The sequence below is a fragment of the Streptosporangium sp. NPDC000396 genome, from assembly GCF_042898655.1.
Classification (GTDB): domain Bacteria; phylum Actinomycetota; class Actinomycetes; order Streptosporangiales; family Streptosporangiaceae; genus Streptosporangium.
Genome location: NZ_JBIAZA010000042.1, coordinates 1 through 17,714, shown reverse-complemented (window position 1 = coordinate 17,714; position 17,714 = coordinate 1). Strand labels below are relative to the sequence as shown.

Sequence of the window (17,714 nt, the reverse complement as noted above, 5' to 3'; positions counted from 1 at the left end):
ATGGATCGGCGTCTTGACTAAATTAATGAGCGCTTATTAAATATTGGCATGAGATCAGGAAGCACCGCCGATCCGTCACCTCGGCGGCGCGGCCGGCCGCCGAAGAGCGAAGGCGCGGCCACCAGCGAGCGGCTGCTGGAGGCGGCGCTGGAGCTGTTCGCCCGGCAGGGCTATGCCGCGACGACGATCAGGCAGATCGCCGAGGCCGTAGGGGTCCGCGACAGCGCGATATACGCCCACTTCTCCGGCAAGCAGGGAATCTACGACGCGCTGTTCGCGGAGGCGGGGCCGCCGTCGCTGGACGCCCTGCACATCGACGAGGAGGCGCTGGTGGCGGCCGGGCCGCACCAGGCGGTGCCGAATCTGGTGAAGCACGTCTTCGGTCGATGGTCGAGCCGGCGCGTGCGCCTGTTCGCCGAGGTGCTGCTACGCGAAGGGACCGGCGCGGACGGGCTCGGCGGCCTGGCCCGGGCCATCGAGGACGCGCGGGACCGGCTGGAAGGGCCGTTCCAGCGGTGGCAGGCCGCGGGCCTGGTCCGCTCCGACGTGCCCGCTCGTCAGCTGGTGTGGGAGCTGTTCGCCCCGCTGCAGGTGCCCAGGTTCGTGTTCCTGCGGCCGGAAGCCACCGACGCCGACATCGCCGCGGCCCATCAGTGGGTCGACGACCACGTGTCGTTCTTCCTGATCTGCGTCACCTCAACCGGAAAGGATTGATGATGCTACCCGTCATACACGAAATGACCGAGCGGCCACCAGGCTACATCGCCCCCAACCTCAGCCCGGTCGGCCTGGAGCTCTACCCCGACCAGCTCGCCGACGGGGTGTACGCGCTGATGGCCAACCAGATGCCCAAGGACAACAACGGCCTGGTCATCGGGGAGAAGGCGGCCCTGGTGATCGACTCGGGCGTCACCCCTGGAGTCGGCCGGCATATCCAGGACGTGGCCGCGAACCTCACCGACAAACCGATCCGCTACCTGGCCAACACCACCTACCACGGCGACCACACCTTCGGGAACACGGCCTTCGCCGACGACGTCACGATTTTCTCGTCGCGGATCAACAAGGCCGCCATGACCGACCTGGCCGGCGAGAAGCGCATCCGTACCGACAGCATGTACGGCGACGGCCATGTCCTGGACGAGGTCGTCGCATGGCGCACCCCCGACGTGGTGTTCGACCGATTCTGCGAGATCGACCTGGGCGGACGCGTCGTGCAGCTGTGGCACTTCGGCCCGGGCAACGGCTCGGGCGACACGGTCGTCTACGTTCCTGACGCCAAGGTCGCCTGGACGGGAAACCTCCTGGGACCGGCGGGCACCACGCCGATGCTCCTGGTCGGCGACCCGCTCGCCTACGGCCGCACGCTCCGGGCCATGAAGGCGAGCCTTGCGCTCGACACCGTCATCCCCGGCCACGGCTTCCGCGCCGAGGCAGAGCCCGCGATCAGCTGGCTGGTCACCTACCTGGAACGACTGGCCGGCGCCGTGAGCACCCGGATCGAGGAGGGCGAGCCGGTCGAGCGCATGCTGGAGGAAATCCCGCTGCGAGACGCGCTGGAGATCCCGCCGGGCTTCCCCGGCGCTGACCAGGTCATCGCCCTGCAGCGTTCCCTGCACCGGTTGAACATCCTGCTCACCCACCGGTGGTTGCAGGGCGTCGCGCGATAGCTGAAGGCGTTGGTAGGAAACGCGGCGCCGGCCCAGTGGATTCGACCCGCCGCAGGACGCAGCACGGGCCCGTACCAGGGTACGGCCGGGCGGAATGGCGCTGTCACGCCGGCGAACGCCGAACTCGTCGCGGGGAAACCGTCACGCCCCCTGGCATGTGTACGAGTTCAGCTTGATCGTCTCATCCGAAGAGAACGAGACCCATTTCTGCGTGTGGTTGCTGTGCTCCGGGATGATCCGTCCACGGTGTAGCTGACTGAGCAGCGGTATGGAACCGCGAACCTGCCCCAGCTGAACACCGGCCCGGCCCGGTCTCCCTGCGCCCACGTCCTCGATGCCCTGACCAAACCCGGGGCCCTGATACGATCTCCATCATCATTCAGGCCTTCTTGGTTCGGATTCCATCCGCCAAGGAGGCTTTTTCGTGCCCGTGGTCGCCGCGCCCCCGATGCGGGTGGGCCCCTCTGCCGAGGCTGCGGTCCTGATCGGCGACCTGGGCATGCGATCCACGCCATCCGCCTTTCTCGCCGAGGAGATTCATGCCAGACATACGTGTACACCTCACACAAGGTGCCGATCGCCTCATGGCGGAGCGTCTTCGGTTGATGTCCTGCCATGACCTGTCCGAATTCCGCACGGAGCGTGGCAGATCATGACCCCGCACACCAGCACCGCGGCGGCCGCGGGCACCTGGAAGCTCGGCGACCTGACGGTCAATCGCGTCGGGTTCGGCGCGATGCGCCTCACGGGCAGTGCCGCTTTCGACCTGGGCACGCCGAGCAACCGCGAACGGGCGATCAGCGTGCTCCGGCGCGCGGTCGAGCTGGGCGTCAATCACATCGACACGGCCTCTTTCTACTTCTCGTCGCTGCGTTCGGCCAACGAGCTGATCAACCGGGCGCTGGCGCCGTACCCGGACGACCTGGTCATCGCCACCAAGGTCTGGCCGGGACGGGACCCGTCAGGGGAGTGGTGGTGGGCCACGCCGGAGCAGTTGCGCGGCCAGGTCGAGGAGAACCTGCGCCAGTTGGGCCGTGACCACCTGGACGTTGTGAACCTGCGCATCCCGCCAAGCCGGAAAAACGGCTCGATTGCCGAGCATTTCGGCGTACTGGCCGACCTGCGCGACACCGGGCTCATACGCCACCTGGGGATATCCAATGCCACGCCCGAGCATCTGGCCGAGGCTCAGGCCATCGCGCCGGTGGTCTGCGTGCAGAACTCCTACGGTGTCGGCGCGTCAGCCAGGCAGCAGGAGTTCCTGAGGACCTGCGGCGAGCAGGCCGTCGCCTTTGTGCCGTTCTTTGCGATCGCCGGTGCCGGGGGCGAGGCAGGTGCGAGCGCGACCGACAGCGAAACAGTGCTCGCCGTCGCACGCGCACACGATGTGACGCCTGCGCAGGTCCGGCTGGCGTGGACCCTCGGCCAGGGGCCGCATGTGCTGGCCATCCCCGGCACCGGCAACCCGGATCACCTGGTTGCCAACGTGGCCGCGGGCGTACTGCGGCTCTCAGATGACGAAATGGCACGCCTTTCGTCTCTTCATCAGGACAGCGAGTAGGGCAGATGCCGGCCGGAGACGTTTCCACCGCTCCCGGTCACCGGCCGGCATCTGCACCCCCAACCGACGCCGGGGGCTTGTGGCGCGACCACGCGGCCGGGGCCTGAGACAGCGCTCACATCTTCGTGATGGTGTCGAACTTCTCGCCCGCGTTCAGGCGCTGAATGAGATCCGGCACGGCGTGCGGTCCGCCGTTCGCCGTCACCCATCCGCTCACCCGGCACGCCGCCTTGGCATAGGTCCGTTTGTCGGCGCCGGCCGCCCGCAGCCAGGCGTCCAAAGTCACCGGAAGAGCCTCCTCCGTGCTCACCACACAGCGGTCAGGCGCCGTCTCCGGTGCGAGGTAGCGCGGATCGCCGGAGACCAGGACGGCCAGGCCCTCGTCGAACCACTGCGGCACCTCGTCGCCCCCTGAGTCCAGGCGGGCGTGCAGTTCGACGTGCGACATCTCGTGGGAGGCGATGACCGGGTCCAGGCCGCCGGGCGACAGCATCACCGCGTGGTTCAGCACGGCGATGCCTCGTTCCCCGCCTCCGCCGATCCACCGGTAACAGCCGCCGGTGAGGCAGGCGAGGATGCGGGGAGAGGTCTTTCTGCCGCCGTAGAAGTCGCGGACACGCCGGTTCGCCTCCTCCACCACCGAGATGACCTGCCGTCTCTGTGATGCCGTCAGGCCCGGTTCCGCATAGACGTCCGGAGCCAGCCGCTCCAGCCCGTAACACGCGGGGCAGGTCGTGGCGGCGACCGAGGGAAAGGCCACCGCCACGACGGTGACCGCTGCCACCGGCAGAGCCACGAGCACGGCGAGCAGCCACATCCGGGCCCGCCGGGACCTGCCCCCACCTCGGCCCGCCCACCGCCGCTTCGAGGCCATCTTCGCTTCCTTTCTCGATCTGCCGCCCCACCTGGAAGGACAACCAGCCGACCGCGAGAGTGCCCACGTGGCGTTTGACCGGCTCTCTCACGTCGATCACGGGCAGGAGCCTCGCACAGGACATGCTCACGGCGCATCGGACCGGAGTCTGACCTCCCGTGGTCTGAGGCCGGGGCACCCCACGGCCGGACAATGTCGGCGGCATGAACCGGGTCCAGCGGCCCTGATCGCGATAGCAGCCGCGGGCGCGGATTGGGGGAACGCGGGCACGTCATCCCGGGGATCACGCGCCCGCCCTTCACAATCGGCGGCCCTCGCCCAGCCGGGAAGTTCACCGGCAGGGCCGTACCCGGAAAGCGGGAAAGGCCGACGCGGGTGCGGCGAAGAGAGGGCGACAGCCAACCGCAGGAGGATGACCAAACGTGACGACCGAGACACGCGGGCAAGCGGGCGACGATGAGCTCGTCGCCGGCTTCCGGCTGGACGCGGAGGAGTTCACGGCCGTCTACGACCGTTACTTCCGCGACGTATACCTGTATGCGGCCGGCCGACTGGATACCCAGGCCGGGGAGGACATCGCGGCGGAGACCTTCTGCCTGGCCTTCCGCGATCGCGAGCGCTTTGATACCGCTCGCGGAGGGCTGCGGCCGTGGCTGTTCGGCATCGCCACGAACCTGATCGCCCGCCACCGGCGCAAAGAGGCACGTCACTACCGGGCGCTGGCCAAGGCAGGTCTTGAGCCATCTGTCGGCAGCCACGAGGCTCGCGTGGTCGACTCGGTGGCCGCCCAGCACATGAGACCTGGTCTGGCGAGGGCGTTGGCCGCGCTCAACAGGGGTGAGCGTGACGTCGTGCTGCTGGTCAGCCTGGCCGACCTGACGCACCACGAAGTCGCCGAAGCGCTCGGTATCTCCTACGGCACTGTCGGCTCCCGGCTCAGCCGCGCCCGCAAGAAGATCCACAAGACGATGGCCCAGGAGGACAATCATGGATGACCTGCACGAGATTCGGGCATTGCTCGCCAAGCCGGACCCGTCGCCCGACGTGGTCGCCCGGCGCCGGCAGGAGCTTCGCCACAGCATGCGCCGCCGTACCCCCAGGGTCGGACTTCGATGGGTGTTGGTACCCGCGGCCGCCGCGGCCGTCGCAGCCGCTCTGGTGATCGTTCCCGGCCACGTCGGGAACTCCCCCTCGGCCTCTGGCGCGCGAGACGTCCTCCTCGTCGCGGCCACCACTGCGGAACGCGCCCCCGAGGGGGCAGGGACGTACTGGCACATCACCATCACCCAGGAGGGTAAGCCGCAGCAGGAGTACTGGTACAAGAAAGACGGTCAGTTCTGGCTGAAGGGGGAAGGGCTCAAGGGCGAAGGCAAGCTGACACAGTTCGCCGACAAGCCCCAGCCGTTCGCGATAGGACCTCTGCAGATGACCTTCGAGGCGCTGCGGCAGCTCCCCACCGACGAGAACGGCCTGTACGAGAAGCTGAAGTCGGCGGTCGCGGACGGCGATCTGCGCACCAGCGCCGGCAGGCTGAGCGATGAACAGCAGGAAGGCGCCACCATGGAAACCCTCCTGTCACTGATCAGCGAGGCCCCGGTCTCACCCGAGGTTCGCGCCGCCGCCTATCGGGCACTCGCCGCCCGACCCGGTGTCCAGGACCTCGGCGATGCCGACGGCGGACGGCGGCTCCAGGTGCCGGTGCTCGACGGTCAGGAAACGCTCACCATCGACCCGGAGACCGGACAGCTCCGGAACACCTCCGTCTGGGCGCCGCTCACCGGAGGCACCGCGCACTCCAGCGGTCCCGTCACGATCGCCACCGAGTGGACCGACCAACTGCCCGACTGACCCGCCGGCCCTGGCCGGGGCTCCGGTGCCGGCACCTACACCGTGGACCGCCTTCTGGTGTAGGTGCCGCTGCATCTGTCCCACAGGGCTGACCGGATAGGCGATATCGAGTTCGATGAGTGCCTCACGCCAGCCGGCAGTGCGTTGCCCCTCGATGGGGCGTGCAGAGCTGGAGGTATCACCTGCCCTCTGGCCGCAACCAGTCAGAGGGCATCGGCCCAGCTGCGCGGGTGGGCGGTGTGTCAGGTGGTGATGGTGGCGACGGGTTCGAGGCCGTAGGTTCGGGCGTAGCCGTTCTCGGTGCCGACCAGGAGGTCGATGACCTCGAAGTAGCGGTCCCAGAACGGGGTTTCGCGCAGTGCGTCGATGAGGAGCTGGTAGGCGTGGTGGTCTTCGGCTTCCCACACCCAGACGTCGGTGACGCGCGCGGAGTAGAACTCCGTGTCGTAGAAGCGTGACCGGACGCCGGCGGTCTTGGCCTCGATGGCCGGCAGGACCTGGGTGGTGAAGGCGTCCACGCGTTCCTGGACGGTCAGGGCGAGCCACTCGGGTGTGGTCTTGACCAGTATGAACGCCGTGACCGGCGGTTCGGTCTTTTCAGGCGGTTCGGTTTTTTCAGCGGGCATCAGGGTGCCTCCAAAGTGGCAGGTGGCCGGTTCGCCGGGCTCTATGTGTTCCGGCGCTGGGTGCCGGACTTCAGGAGAGGACGGCGGGCTTGAGGGTCTGGGCGCACCACTGCTCGAAGCTGGTGGGGGAGGCGGTGTCCGGGGTGCGGGCGATGCCGGCGTCGAGGCCCTCGTCCTTGGCCCGCTTCATGTCGACCATGCCCTGGACGAATGCCTCGTTGAGGCCGTGGCCGACGAGGGTGGTGTACAGCTCGTCGAGCGGCTGGCGTTCGTAGCGGACGGGGAGACCGAGCTGTTCGGTCATGATGCGGGCCAGGTCGTTGGGGGACAGGTCCTGCGGCCCGAGGACCGGGACACTGCCGGTGCCGGTCCACGAGCGGTCCAGCAGCAGGCCGGCGGCGACGGCCGCGATGTCGGCGACAGCGACGAAGGGGGCCTTTCGGTCGGCGTCGGCGGAGTCGGTGAAGACGCCCTTCTCGCGGATCGAGTCGGTCTCCTCCAGGAGGTTCTCGAAGAAGGACGCGCTGGCCAGGGCCCGGTAGGCGACGCCGGCGTCGGCGATGAGGTCGTCCATGGCGAGGGAGGCGGTGACGAGGCCGGCCCGGTCGGCGAGCGGGGTGCCGCGGCCGAGCGCGGAGACGCCGACGACATGGCCAACGCCGTGGGCGGCGAGCGCGTTGACGGCGGGGCGGGTGAAACCGCTGTAGGCGTCCTGCGGGGTCAGGGAGGCGTCCGGGGGGACGAGCCAGAAGACGGCGTCCGCACCCTCGAAGGCCCGGTCGAGGACCTCGGCTTCTGCGTGCGAGCCGGTGACCACCTCGACGCGTCCGCGCGCCGCGTCCGGAAGCCGGGCGGGATCGCGCACGATCACGCGCAGTTCCTCGCCTGCGGCGGGGGCGGACTCCAGGAGCCGGGAGAGCAGGTGACGGCCGATGTTCCCGGTGGGAGCAGTAATGACGATCATGAAAACCTCGTAGGTCGTGCTGGTTCGGTACGCCCCTCATCCTGCTGAGGATCTCCGTGCTGCCACAATGGGAACTTCAGCACGGAATCATTGACTGAAATGGAATAATGCTGGTGAGCAGCCCGGATCCGGTCATCGACGCCAACCTCGCCATCGCGCTGGATGCTCTGCTGGCCGAGCACAGCGTGACCCGCGCCGCCGCACGTCTGCAGACCTCGCCCGCCGCCATGAGCCGCACCCTCGCCCGTCTGCGCCGCATCCTCCAGGACCCCCTCCTCGTCCGGGCCGGACAGACCATGGTTCCCACCCCACGCGCCCAAGCCCTGCGCGAGGAGGCCGCCACAGTGGTACGCAGCCTCGGAGCGCTGCTCAGCCCTGGCGCAAGCGTCGACCCCGCCAGCCTCCGCAACACCTTCACCCTCCAAGCCGCCGACCTGGTCGGCGCGGCACTGGCCCCCGGACTGCTACAACTGGCCCAGCGGGAGGCGCCGGGGGTCTCGTTCCGGATCCGGGCCGAAGAACTGGAGGCCGGACCCGCCCTGCGCGACGGCCGGATCGACCTGGAGATCGGATCCATCGACCACGTGGACCCCGAAACCCAGATCGAAGAACTGGTCAGTCTCCGAATGGTGGCGGCCGTCCGGCCCGGCCATCCGCTCACCGAAGGGCCATTGACCCCAGCCCGGCTTGCTGCCGCCCAACACGTCGCGGTCAGCCGCCGCGGCCGGTTCACCGGCCCCCTCGACACCGCCCTGGCCGAGCAGAACCTCCACCGGCGGGTCAGCGTCGTCCTCCCCAGTCACCTGGCCGCGATGACCCTCGCCGCCCGCAGCGACATCGTCTGCCTCGTACCCGCCGCACCCCCCGGCGCTACCCCCTCGCCCCTCACCCACGACGCCGGCGCCCTCGGACTGCACCTCCTCGACATCCCCCTGGAACTGCCACCACTGGCCATCGGCATGGCCTGGCACCCCCGACACACAGCCGACGGAGCCCACCGCTGGCTCCGCAACACCGTCCGCCGGACTCTCTGCACACCGGCAGCAGCTTCTGAGATCACCGCGGCGGACGCGATCGGCCCCGAGTAGTACGACGCCGCCGGGATGCTCGTTGACGAGGAGATCATGCAGGCCCTAGAGGAGGCCGCGCGCGAGCAGGAGAAAGCCCGGCAAACCCGTCGGCAGGCCCGTACTCGGCCCGGCGCGGTCGCCGCAGACAAGGCGTCCTCCTCCCGCGCCAACTGCGCCTACCTGCGCAAACGCTGTATCAAGGCCGTCATCCCCAGCCCTGCATCCACCACCAGCATCCGCTCCAAATCGGCGCGGAGCTCCTCCGTCAGCAGGTGCCCCACCAGCTGCGAGGTCAGATCGGAGGCGCCCCGGCGCGCGGTGCCGACCATCTTGGCCACAACCAGCGGGCCGGGCCGGATCACCTTGGCCGCCATCAGATACTCGCGGGCCAGGTTGAACAGCAGCGTCGGCGAGTCGTGCTTTATCGCCCGGTCCAGCAGGAACTGCTCCAGCTCATTCATCGCCTGGCTTCCAGCCGGAGCACTCTTCCACTCCAGATACTTGGCGATCTCGGCCAGACGGTCGGAGCGGGTCTGGTCGCGCTTGCCGTACAGCAGGAAGGACTCGTATGCCCAGAACGAAAAGACTTGCCGTCACCGTTGCTTCTCTAGCCCTATCTGCAGGCATCGTCAGCGCGATAGGCCCCACCCCCGCCTATGCCTGCACCTACAACACGGGAATGATGACCGGGACCTACCTCACTCCGGGCGCCTCTCCTCTTGAGATGTGCAACCACTAGCGTGGAATTTGTAAAGGCGCCACCCAAGCGGCGCCTTCACAAATTCCACGGCGCATGCCGACTCGTGGCCTTGGCCGGGCCATGTGCGGTGATGCGCTGGAGGATGAGGTAGAGCGTCAGCTCGTCGAGACAGCCGGGTCCGACGAGCTGACAGCCGTGCGTCTCGCGGGTGGCGTGGGCGGGCAACTCGATCGAGACGATCGTCCGCGGGGACGCTCGGTTAGCCAAGGCGGTCCTTCACGGGGACGCCTGATTTGATGAGGCAATCGTCCGGCGTCCGGAGGTCGCTTATGTGTGGCCTGCCGGCTGGGTGGTCGTGGCGCGGCCCGACTGTACGTGTTGGATCGTGTGCTTGTGACCGGCCCTTCGCTCGCCGGGCCATCAACGCGTCCAGCCCACATAAGGTCAAAACCCACATTCAGTGGATCATGAGCGACTGTTGTTCCTGATCGGCGAGGTCTGGCGATGGGTGCGGCTCTTTTGGAGTGAGTGCGTTGTTCAGGCTACGAGGGGCGTTTCGTTTCCTCGCAATGGCGTGAACAGGTATGCCGTGGCTGCCAAGACGGCCCGTTCGCTGTTGGAGATCCTGCCTCGACGCAGCGCCGCGTATAGCGCGTGGAGCGCACGGGTTGTGTGGAGATCATCGCTGATGGCCTGGTCCACGAGGGTGAGGTGGCGCCTTCCCGGGCTGGAAGCGCGCATCAGCCCAACGGCTTTGGCATAGAACTGCGCCCCGGGCAGCGGCTCCGCTTGTTCAACAAGGTGTTCAAAGCGGCGTCGGGTGGTGCGCGCGTCGCTGAAGCAAGAGCCGCTGTGAATGCCGCCGCACCAGAAACCGCGTGGGCGCCGGTAGTGTCCAGCCGACAGCATGGCGAATCGGAAGTCCTCGATGAGCCCATTCCGCGAGAGCATGGCCAGGGTGGGATTGTCGTGTTCGGGATGCCGTATGGACATACATGGGCCGCCGGCTCGGGCGGGGCCGACCAGCACGTGACACAGCAGGCCATTGGGTTCCCCACACGCCCGGGAGTTCCCGTCCGAGCTCAGCACGTCGATGCACGAACTGTTTCTCCTTGCCGCCGCAGGACAGTTCGCGTCGCCAGGTCCACCCCTAAAGGGCTTGCCCTGGGTCTGGACCTGGTATCCCTTCCAGGCCAGCAAGCGGCACAACACCTCCGCGAACACGATCCCGCGTTCGTCGTCCACCGAATGCAGTCCGCTGGCCCCGCGGGGAGTGAAACGCACCACGATCGGCCCATAAGCCGGGGGTGGAAGCCACACATCTCGCCGCTGCCGCGCATCGAACAAGCGGACCGGTGCTCCATGATCGCTTACGCTGTTCATGCCATTTCGGGCTCTCTCCATATCAGGATCTTTCTATGGCCGTGTCGAGCTTGCCGTAGACATGGACGAGACAGGTGGCTCATCTTCAGGGGGATTGAGTGACCTGGAGTGTTGAGGGCCTGGTCAGGTTCGGGGGCCTCTTCTACCGTTGGACCTGCGAGCATTACGGGAGCGGCAGCAGGTGCAACGCGCCCGCCACGATGGAGTGGCCCTGACCGTGACCGGGGCCGACGGCGTGGTGCGACGGCGGGTGGAAAGCGGGCATCACCGCCTGCTGGCCACCATGGTCGAAACGGTGAGGGTCACCCGATGCGCCTGGCGCGCCCCGAACGCCGGCAACCTCTATCCCGCGGATGCGGTGCTGTCGTTACCGGCGGTGCGACACTCGGCCGGGCTGGCGAAACTGGCGGTGATCGAAGCGGTGCGCGGCTCGTTCGACGCCGCGCACGCGGCCATCACCGCGCGCTGCGGGCAGGTGATCGGCAAGCGGCAGATCGAGGACCAGGTGGTCGCCGCTGCCGTCGACGTCGACGCCTTCTACGCCGCTTGCGTCCCGCAGCCGCGAACTGCGGACGACCGGTGCGAGCCGGACCCCGCGCGAGCGAGAAATGGATACGGATCGGTCATCGCCCCGGCGGGCCAGGTGATCAGGGCGGCGTTCGACCAGGCCGATTCCCGCGACAGCGTGCATGCCCGGACCTGGGTGGTGCTGGTTGACGGTGACCCGCACCAGATTCGACTGCTGCACACCGAGGCCGCCCGCCGCAGCGTGACCATCAATATCGTCTGCGACCTGATCCACGTCCTGGAGTACTGCTGGCGCGGGGCACGCTGCCTGCACGCCGCCGACGACCCTGCCGCTGAACAATGCGTCGCCGCCTGGGCGCTGGGTCTGCTGGCCGGGAACATCGATCAGGTCATCGACGACATGAACGACCGGGCCGCTGCTGTTCCCACCGACCGGCGCGGCGGATTGGAGACCACCGTCCGTTACCTGTCCCGCCACCGCGATTACCTGCGTTACGACCACGCCCTGAAACAGGGCTGGCCGATTGCCACCGGCGTGGTCGAGGGCACAGCCAGGCACCTGGTCGGCGACCGGCTGGAGATCACCGGCGCAAGGTGGGGGCTGGCCGGCGCTGAAGCGATTTTGAAGCTACGCGCCGGTGATCTCCAACGGCGACCTGGACGCGTACTGGACCTATCACCTCGACCGCGAACAACACCGCGTTCACCAAACCCGCCACCAGGAGAAGCACACCCTCACAGCTTGAAACGCAGTGACTCAATGCGAGTTGCCCACCCGTTGGAGGTGGTCGACACCGCGACGTCCGGCCCATGAAATGTAGTGATTGTGTGCCGCTGCCCGATCTAGGGTGCGGGCATGTCCTATGTGCTCCACGGTGTTGTCGGTGATTTTGACCATCTCCGCTCCCTTTCGGACGATGTGCCACGGGCTGTGGTGGCGCCCCTCCGGCAACGCCTGGGGCTGCTACCGGTGACTGACGAGATTTTCAACGAGCTGACCGACGCGCGGCGGGAGAGCGGGCCGTTCATGCTCATGTCCCCGGGGTTCGCCGAGAGACTGAAGGACTGGTCACGCGGCGGCCATATCGCTTACGTGGAAGCGGACTTCTGGGGTGGTAACGGCAGCCAGGCCGCTGCCCTGTGGGAGAACGGCCGTCAGAGCTGGGGTCCCGAGTACGCATCGATCCGGATCGGACTGCCACACGAGGACTGGCCGATCAACGCCGTGCTCGCGCGCCTCGGAGTGGTCAGAGCGGGTGCGTTGGACCTCTTCGACACGGTCGGCTTTGGGCAGGAACGCGACATGGAGGGGTGGCGCTGGGCGGGCCTACATGCCCTGGACGCCGCCAACTACGACGTGTGGGAGGCCGCGGGCCGTGCCCAGGAAGAGGCCGATGCCCGTGCCGCCGCCGAACGTGACAGGTACACCAGGCGTGACGATGTTCCCGTCGTACTCGACGGCAGAACGGTGATGCAGATGCTCGACATTCCGCCCTCGCCAATGGTGGGGACCGCGATCCGGCATCTCCAGGAGGTTCACCTGGAACGTGGCTCCCTCACCCGCGACGAGGCCGCCACCGAACTTCGCCGCTGGGCCCAGAGCTTCCGAAGCACTCGATGAGTCGCGAGCCGCCGGGATATGACACGCGGTGAACATAGTGGCACTGACGTTCGAGACGGAATCGCCCAGTTGGCGACCAAGACGCCGCCGACACGCGGTTGACACCAGCGGCGATCGAGCGCTGTATGCCTCTGAGCCTGGTCCTACAGCGGCTGACCACCACCCGCCAGTCCCCGCAGGAACGAGGGCCATCAGCACAGCTACCAGCGCCTCACATGCTGGCACCCACGAGTAAAAGCCGGTCCCGCGATCCAGCAATCACGACGAGAAAGGCAGATCAACAAGTCACTGCGGAAGAGCTACACCCGTGACATATCGCACCCTCTATTACGAAGCAGCCTTCGACGATCCGATCGCGGCGCCCGTCATGGTCCGCGAGATCGCGGCGGGGGAGCAGGCCCGCATCCTCACCGACCCTCCGATCAAGTTCCTCATCCGCGACGACGACCTGCTTCCCTGGACGACCGTGACCGTCAGATCCTCACTCTGATGGCCAGCGGCGCCACTGACGAGGCCATCGCCCGCCGCCTCGGGCTCGGCCGGCGCACCGTCGTCCGGCGCGTCTCGGCACTTCAGCGTACCCTCGGCGCGACCACACGCTTCCAGGCCGGTGTCCAAGCCGCGCGCCGTGGCTGGCTGTGACCGGTCAGAGATAGATGCGTTGGATTTTCGCCGTTTGCTACGGGGACCCCGCAGGGGTTGTCCGCTCGGGAAGCCAGATTCTTGCTCTGGTCGTCACCGACGGTTCATGTCGCTGGAGTGCTTCCGGCGGTGACGCCGTGGCCATGGGAGGCGTATCGGTGCAGTTCGGAAGGTGTTTTGCGCAGGTGGGGAGCGGGGTTCCTCGAACCTCTCATTGTGTAATGCTTCAGTCGCCGAAGGTGAGCAATCTCGGAGTGTGCCGAATCGGTTGCGCGGTCCGACTCCTGACTGTTGAGTGTGATCGAACAATCCGGACCCCTCTGCCGGGCGTCGCGTTGCGCTGCCATGTGCCGGGACCGGACGTGTCACCCAGGCTCGCCACGCTCCTCCACGCGGAGAAAAGGATCAGGCGGGCCTTTCGCCGTATATGCGATGAAAAGTTCATATTCAACTTTCGTGGAGGATTTACTGGCCGTAATCTCGGAGGCTGCCGGTCAGGCGATCCAGGGGGGTGTGACCTTGTTGCCGGTGTCGCCGGGGATCCAGGCGTGAGCGCCGGCGGGAGCCGTGACGATGGCGGTGTAGCCCTGAGGGCCGGCGGTGAGCCGGCGGGTGGCGTGGGCGGGCAGGACGGCCGTGTCGCCGGGGCCCGCAGTGGAGGTTTCGCCGTCGAGTTCGATGGTTGCCTCCCCCTCGAGGAAGGTCCAGATCTGTTCGACGTCGAAGATGTGGACGGGGCCCTTCACGTCGGGCTTGACCTCGGTGCGCCAGATAGAGGATCGCGCACTGCCCAGAGTCGGCGAGGCGAGGGTGGTCATGACGGCGTTCGGGGTCTCAGATCGGCGGCTTTCGGCATGACGGACGAGCGTCACGGTTCACATCCCTAGTATAGACAAGGTCGTTGTCTATATGGTTAATGAGGTTGTCTATCTTGTCAAGCGATCTACAGGGCTTTGAACTGCCGCTGCGGCTGCTGCTGGGGTTTCGGGTGCTCATCGACGAACTGCACGAGGAACTCGCCCGGCAGGGCCATCCACAGATGCGGCCCATGCACGGGTTCGTCTTCCAGGCCATCATGCGGGCCGGCGGCCGGTACGGGACCACGGCCGCCGACCTGGGCCGGGCGCTGGGCGTCTCCAAGCAAGCGGCGGGCAAGACCATCGACATGCTGGAGGGTCTCGGCTACCTACGGCCCGGGCACGATCCCGACGATGCGCGCCGTAAGACCTACACGCTGACCCCGCACGCCTACGACGCGCTCGAGCGGTCGGAGCAGATCTTCGAGGACCTGCGCGACCAGTGGGCCGAGACCATCGGCGAGGACCGGCTGCGGGCCATGGTGGAGGACCTGCGCAAGGTCACGCCACCCGACGCGTTCCACCTCGACACCCCGCAGTGGTTCAACGCACCGTAACGAGCCCTTTGAACGGCACCAGTCCGGTCCCCGGCCGGGGCTTTCCCCGACCACAACCGAGCGGGCTTGGTGATCCTCGGGGCCGCTCTGGTGTGGGTCAGGCGGTCAGGATGGCTCGTTTTCGGAGGAGGTCGAGGATGGCGCGTCCGTACATTTGCCGTTTGAGGGTCTTCAAGCGTTGGACGGCGCCTTCTACCCGGCCAGATGAATAGGATCTCACCGCCTCGCTCCGCGCATACACAGGCCACGGGCTCCGCCACGCCAGACGTAGTGCGGTCACTTCTCACAAATATTGATCACAGCTCTGGCCACCCCGTGCGGTCAGAACCCGCGAACAAGCGCGGCCACTTCCCGCCAACAGAACCACACTGGGTTGGTTCATCAGCAGCCAGGCCGCCCGCAAGGTCTGCGACCAGGGGCCGGCACATTCTCGGCGCCAGCGTGGCTGTCACCGGGCCGGTAAGCCGAAAGGTCCCCAACTGACGGCGACGATCGGCACGCGCGTGGGCGAAGGCGCATCGGTTGAGGTTCGCGGTGCACCGGCCCGGCATCCTGTGGCCCTTCCCGCGCAGAGGCGGCATGCCCCGCCGCCTGTCGAATGTTTCTGGCCGCGTTCACGTCCGCGTTGGCGGCGCATCCGCAGGACCGGCACCAAAAGTCGGCTTGGCTCTGACGCGACTTACGGTCTGCGATCCCGCACGCCGGGCACCGCTGGCTCGTGTACGCGGGGTTGGCTTTCACGACCCGGTCCAGGCCGGATCGCAGCCCAGATCCCCACGCGTGGCATCCATAAGTGCCCGTGTACAAACTGATCGTCAGGGCGACTTGGGATAGGCGGATCGCGTGAGCCGTCGTCCCATGAGGATGATCATCGCCCCCAGGGCCATGGCCTCGTGGTGCTCGGATAACCGTTCATAGTCACGTACACACCGCCTGCGCTGGGAGATCCACGACAGCGTCCTCTCCACCACCCACCTGCGGGGCAGGACCACGAAGCCGCTGACGTCGTCGCTGCGTTTGACGATCTCCGGGGTGAGCCGGACGTGCTTCTTGGCCCAGGTGACAAGCTTGCCCGCGTAGGCGCTGTCGGCCCAGATCAGCGCGATCCGCTCGTACCAGTCGCGCAGGCGTTCCAGCGCGGGCTTGGCGCCGTCGCGGTCCTGGACGCTGGCGGCGGTGACGATGACGACCAGCAGCAGGCCCAGGGTGTCTACGATGACGTGCCGCTTGGTGCCCTGCACTTTCTTGGCCGCGTCGTATCCGCGGGAGGTGGTGGCGACGCTCTCGGCCGCCCGTACCGACTGGGAATCGATGATCCCCGCGCTGGGTTCGGCCTGGCGTCCTCCTGCCATTCGGCGTCGGTCATGTCGGTGGTGTAGCCGCGGGTCCGGGCCTGATGGTCGGCTCCGTGACCGTACCGGCAGGCCACGCATGAGCAGGCAGTTTCTTCGTTGTGGGAGACAGCGGCGGGAGCGGTGGCGTACAACGGCGGCAGGCCTTCCGGTTGGCGATGGGGCTTCGATCGCCGCCGTTGCTACCGGAAGGTCGCTCTATGTCGCTGAAGATCCGTGCTACGTCACCATTTTGCCCATTTGCCGCCTCATGCAGCGGGCTCAGGGATCAGCCTGCACACGGGCACTCAGTCCCGGGCAGTGATCTTCACTGATCACGAATCTCCGGCAGCGCGGGGAGCGTGATCCCGTCCTCTGCGACGATCGCTGCGAGGACCTCGGCAAGCAGTGTGGCTGTGAGCGATAGCTGGCGGAGCCGACGCCAGGCAGCTCGCAACCTGAGCCCCCCGGCGCAGCCTGACAGAATCGTGACCCATGATCGACGATTTCGCGAAAGACAACCTGCACGAGAGACTGCGGCGGGACCGCAAGGCGCTGCTCTGGAAACTCGACGGCTTGTCCGAATACGACGCCCGCCGACCTTTGACAGCGACCGGGACCAACCTCCTCGGCCTGGTCAAACACGTGGCTACCGTTGAGGCCAGGTACTTCGGCGAGGTCTTCGACCGCCCTTCCCCGGAACCGCTGCCCCGGTGGCAGGACTCCGACGGCAGCCACTGGGCGACCGAGGACGAGACCCGCGAACAGATCATCGGGTTCTACCGGCGCACGTGGGAACACTCGGACGCGACGATCAACGAGCTTCCCCTCGACGCCCCCGGCCACGTGCCGTGGTGGCCGGAGTCAACGCCGGCCTGGCACACGAACCTGTTCGCCATCATGGTCCATGTCCTCGGCGAGTCCACCCGGCATTCCGGGCACGCCGACATCCTGCGCGAGGGCCTCGATGGCCGGACCGGGTTGCGCCCCGAATACGAGGAGCAGATCGACGAGGAAGCCCGTGCAGCCTACTGCGCGAAGATCGAACTGGCCGCCAGGGCGGCCGCATCAATCAAGGCTTAACCACAATCGTGCCACCGTGGCCCCGCCAAGGGCGGGGCCACGGTTCACCTCCCCCCCACCAGCAAGATCACTTAAACGCCAAAGGTCGAAGCGCTGCGACGCGCCCTTAACGACCTCCTTAACGACCTCGAGGCGCTCTCCGCACGCTCGGTTCTTCCTGGGTCCGGGCTGCGTTCGGTCAACTTGGCCTACGTGAAAGAAGAGATCATCGTCCTCTGACCTGCTGGAAGGGTCCTCCAATCCTAGATAACGATCGACTCAGCGAGATTCATGCCTTGACGACGCCGCCTTGATTCCACATAAAGGGCGGGAAGTCGGCGGGCAGATTGCGCCACTTGCAGCCGTTGTCGACCACGTAGCGGGTGGCGTCCACGATCAGGCGGCGGCAGTACTTCTCGG

21 protein-coding genes and 2 pseudogenes are annotated in these 17,714 nt (G+C 67.2%); 13 read left to right on the top strand and 10 right to left on the bottom strand.

Annotated elements, in window-relative coordinates; translation table 11 throughout:
* Positions 1–48: 48 nt before the first annotated feature.
* The 3 genes from ACFY2X_RS42345 to ACFY2X_RS42335 all read left to right on the top strand — a co-directional run bounded on the left by ACFY2X_RS42345 (position 49) and on the right by ACFY2X_RS42335 (position 3,231).
* Positions 49–714 (top strand): TetR/AcrR family transcriptional regulator, encoded by a 666-nt coding sequence (locus tag ACFY2X_RS42345; RefSeq protein ID WP_389949507.1) that lies wholly within the window; start codon positions 49–51, stop codon positions 712–714.
* Between the two features lie 23 nt (positions 715–737).
* The gene (locus ACFY2X_RS42340) at positions 738–1,670 is read left to right on the top strand and encodes an MBL fold metallo-hydrolase (protein ID WP_389949504.1); all 933 of its coding nucleotides are present in this window, start codon (positions 738–740) and stop codon (positions 1,668–1,670) included.
* A 652-nt stretch (positions 1,671–2,322) separates the two neighbouring features.
* A complete protein-coding gene (locus tag ACFY2X_RS42335; RefSeq protein WP_389949502.1) occupies positions 2,323–3,231 on the top strand; it encodes an aldo/keto reductase in 909 nt (302 codons plus the stop codon).
* Positions 3,232–3,346: 115 nt separating this feature from the next.
* Here the strand turns inward: ACFY2X_RS42335 and ACFY2X_RS42330 are convergent, their stop codons facing one another.
* Complete coding sequence (locus ACFY2X_RS42330; RefSeq protein WP_389949499.1) at positions 3,347–4,105, bottom strand: hypothetical protein; 759 nt, start codon at positions 4,103–4,105, stop codon at positions 3,347–3,349.
* A 422-nt stretch (positions 4,106–4,527) separates the two neighbouring features.
* Here ACFY2X_RS42330 and ACFY2X_RS42325 point away from each other — a divergent pair, with 422 nt between their 5' ends.
* Together ACFY2X_RS42325 and ACFY2X_RS42320 are read left to right on the top strand one after the other, a co-directional pair.
* Positions 4,528–5,100, top strand: coding sequence for an RNA polymerase sigma factor (locus tag ACFY2X_RS42325; RefSeq protein WP_389949497.1), 573 nt, complete (start codon positions 4,528–4,530; stop codon positions 5,098–5,100).
* Positions 5,093–5,953 carry a CU044_5270 family protein gene (locus tag ACFY2X_RS42320; protein WP_389949494.1) on the top strand — a complete coding sequence of 287 codons (861 nt, stop codon included), beginning with the start codon at positions 5,093–5,095 and terminating at the stop codon, positions 5,951–5,953. Before ACFY2X_RS42325 ends, ACFY2X_RS42320 begins: the two co-directional genes overlap by 8 nt.
* A 242-nt stretch (positions 5,954–6,195) precedes the next feature.
* Here ACFY2X_RS42320 and ACFY2X_RS42315 read toward each other — a convergent pair whose 3' ends face one another.
* Positions 6,196–6,579 (bottom strand): darcynin family protein, encoded by a 384-nt coding sequence (locus ACFY2X_RS42315; RefSeq protein ID WP_389949491.1) that lies wholly within the window; start codon positions 6,577–6,579, stop codon positions 6,196–6,198.
* A gap of 70 nt (positions 6,580–6,649) precedes the next feature.
* Entirely contained in the window at positions 6,650–7,543 is an 894-nt protein-coding gene (locus ACFY2X_RS42310; protein ID WP_389949488.1) for an NAD(P)H-binding protein, read from the bottom strand.
* Between the two features lie 113 nt (positions 7,544–7,656).
* Between ACFY2X_RS42310 and ACFY2X_RS42305 the strand changes: the two genes are divergently transcribed.
* Entirely contained in the window at positions 7,657–8,631 is a 975-nt protein-coding gene (locus ACFY2X_RS42305; protein ID WP_389949485.1) for a LysR family transcriptional regulator, read from the top strand.
* A 99-nt stretch (positions 8,632–8,730) separates the two neighbouring features.
* Positions 8,731–8,826: pseudogene (locus tag ACFY2X_RS42300) on the top strand (IS5/IS1182 family transposase); the annotation flags it as partial.
* On the opposite strand, the gene ACFY2X_RS42295 reads toward ACFY2X_RS42300, so the two are convergent.
* From ACFY2X_RS42295 to ACFY2X_RS42285, 3 genes are all read right to left on the bottom strand, one after another.
* The gene (locus tag ACFY2X_RS42295) at positions 8,790–9,167 is read right to left on the bottom strand and encodes a DUF4158 domain-containing protein (RefSeq protein ID WP_389949667.1); all 378 of its coding nucleotides are present in this window, start codon (positions 9,165–9,167) and stop codon (positions 8,790–8,792) included. The pseudogene ACFY2X_RS42300 and the gene ACFY2X_RS42295 overlap by 37 nt on opposite strands.
* A gap of 221 nt (positions 9,168–9,388) precedes the next feature.
* A complete protein-coding gene (locus ACFY2X_RS42290; protein ID WP_389949482.1) occupies positions 9,389–9,580 on the bottom strand; it encodes a hypothetical protein in 192 nt (63 codons plus the stop codon).
* Between the two features lie 270 nt (positions 9,581–9,850).
* Positions 9,851–10,558 carry a hypothetical protein gene (locus tag ACFY2X_RS42285; protein ID WP_389949480.1) on the bottom strand — a complete coding sequence of 236 codons (708 nt, stop codon included), beginning with the start codon at positions 10,556–10,558 and terminating at the stop codon, positions 9,851–9,853.
* Positions 10,559–10,913: 355 nt separating this feature from the next.
* Between ACFY2X_RS42285 and ACFY2X_RS42280 the strand changes: the two genes are divergently transcribed.
* The 4 genes from ACFY2X_RS42280 (at position 10,914) to ACFY2X_RS42265 (ending at position 13,487) form a co-directional block, all read left to right on the top strand.
* A complete protein-coding gene (locus ACFY2X_RS42280; protein ID WP_389949477.1) occupies positions 10,914–12,038 on the top strand; it encodes a hypothetical protein in 1,125 nt (374 codons plus the stop codon).
* A 156-nt stretch (positions 12,039–12,194) separates the two neighbouring features.
* Entirely contained in the window at positions 12,195–12,845 is a 651-nt protein-coding gene (locus ACFY2X_RS42275) for a hypothetical protein (RefSeq protein WP_389949474.1), read from the top strand.
* Positions 12,846–13,152: 307 nt separating this feature from the next.
* Positions 13,153–13,335, top strand: coding sequence for a hypothetical protein (locus ACFY2X_RS42270; protein ID WP_389949471.1), 183 nt, complete (start codon positions 13,153–13,155; stop codon positions 13,333–13,335).
* Entirely contained in the window at positions 13,335–13,487 is a 153-nt protein-coding gene (locus ACFY2X_RS42265) for a hypothetical protein (RefSeq protein ID WP_389949469.1), read from the top strand. The genes ACFY2X_RS42270 and ACFY2X_RS42265 overlap by 1 nt, the downstream gene beginning before the upstream one ends.
* 494 nt (positions 13,488–13,981) lie before the next feature.
* Here the strand turns inward: ACFY2X_RS42265 and ACFY2X_RS42260 are convergent, their stop codons facing one another.
* Entirely contained in the window at positions 13,982–14,359 is a 378-nt protein-coding gene (locus ACFY2X_RS42260; protein ID WP_389949466.1) for a cupin domain-containing protein, read from the bottom strand.
* Between the two features lie 59 nt (positions 14,360–14,418).
* Here ACFY2X_RS42260 and ACFY2X_RS42255 point away from each other — a divergent pair, with 59 nt between their 5' ends.
* Positions 14,419–14,901, top strand: a complete 483-nt coding sequence (locus ACFY2X_RS42255; protein WP_389949464.1) for a MarR family winged helix-turn-helix transcriptional regulator — start codon at positions 14,419–14,421, stop codon at positions 14,899–14,901.
* A 381-nt stretch (positions 14,902–15,282) separates the two neighbouring features.
* Here the strand turns inward: ACFY2X_RS42255 and ACFY2X_RS42250 are convergent, their stop codons facing one another.
* Together ACFY2X_RS42250 and ACFY2X_RS42245 are read right to left on the bottom strand one after the other, a co-directional pair.
* Positions 15,283–15,642: a zinc ribbon domain-containing protein gene (locus ACFY2X_RS42250; protein WP_389949461.1), complete on the bottom strand. Its 360-nt coding sequence runs from the start codon at positions 15,640–15,642 to the stop codon at positions 15,283–15,285.
* A 74-nt stretch (positions 15,643–15,716) separates the two neighbouring features.
* Positions 15,717–16,253 (bottom strand): IS5 family transposase, encoded by a 537-nt coding sequence (locus tag ACFY2X_RS42245; RefSeq protein WP_389949458.1) that lies wholly within the window; start codon positions 16,251–16,253, stop codon positions 15,717–15,719.
* 474 nt (positions 16,254–16,727) lie between these two features.
* Here ACFY2X_RS42245 and ACFY2X_RS42240 point away from each other — a divergent pair, with 474 nt between their 5' ends.
* The gene (locus ACFY2X_RS42240; RefSeq protein ID WP_389949456.1) at positions 16,728–17,315 is read left to right on the top strand and encodes a DinB family protein; all 588 of its coding nucleotides are present in this window, start codon (positions 16,728–16,730) and stop codon (positions 17,313–17,315) included.
* Positions 17,316–17,616: 301 nt separating this feature from the next.
* Here the strand turns inward: ACFY2X_RS42240 and ACFY2X_RS42235 are convergent.
* Positions 17,617–17,714, bottom strand: a pseudogene (locus tag ACFY2X_RS42235) (transposase); the annotation flags it as partial.